Consider the following 367-nt stretch of genomic DNA (forward strand, 5'->3'; position numbering starts at 1 on the left):
GCAACTAGCTGACACCTTGTCTTCATACCGATCGTGATGCCTCACCCAATCCATGATCTCCTCTTCATTACGCCCCTTAGGCGTTAGGTCGAGGTAGTTGTAGGCACCGACCAGCAGATCCAGGCCTCTCGCATACGTTGAATAGGTGTGAAAAATCTCCCCCGCTTCGTTGCGATAAAACACGCTAAGCCCTGGAAGTTCTTCCTCAACGCCGTCAGTTTTTTCGTAGTTGTAAGTCGCTTTCCCGGCGGTGACGTCTTCGGCCCGGGCGCAGACACCGAAGTCGTAGTTGAAGTCGCAGCCTTCAGATGAGACCCAATCGAATTTCCAGCCCATGCGCTGTTTGAACGGTTGGAATTCGGCGAAC

Annotated in this window: 1 protein-coding gene; it reads right to left on the reverse strand. The window is 53.1% G+C overall.

All coding sequences use genetic code 11. The annotated features are described in order from the left end of the window. Positions 1 to 367, reverse strand: a 367-nt coding sequence (locus AC1DLB_RS32425) for a DUF899 family protein (RefSeq protein WP_477786585.1), incomplete at both ends; no start/stop codon positions are given.

This window comes from Pseudomonas sp. 05N434, from assembly GCF_056396965.1.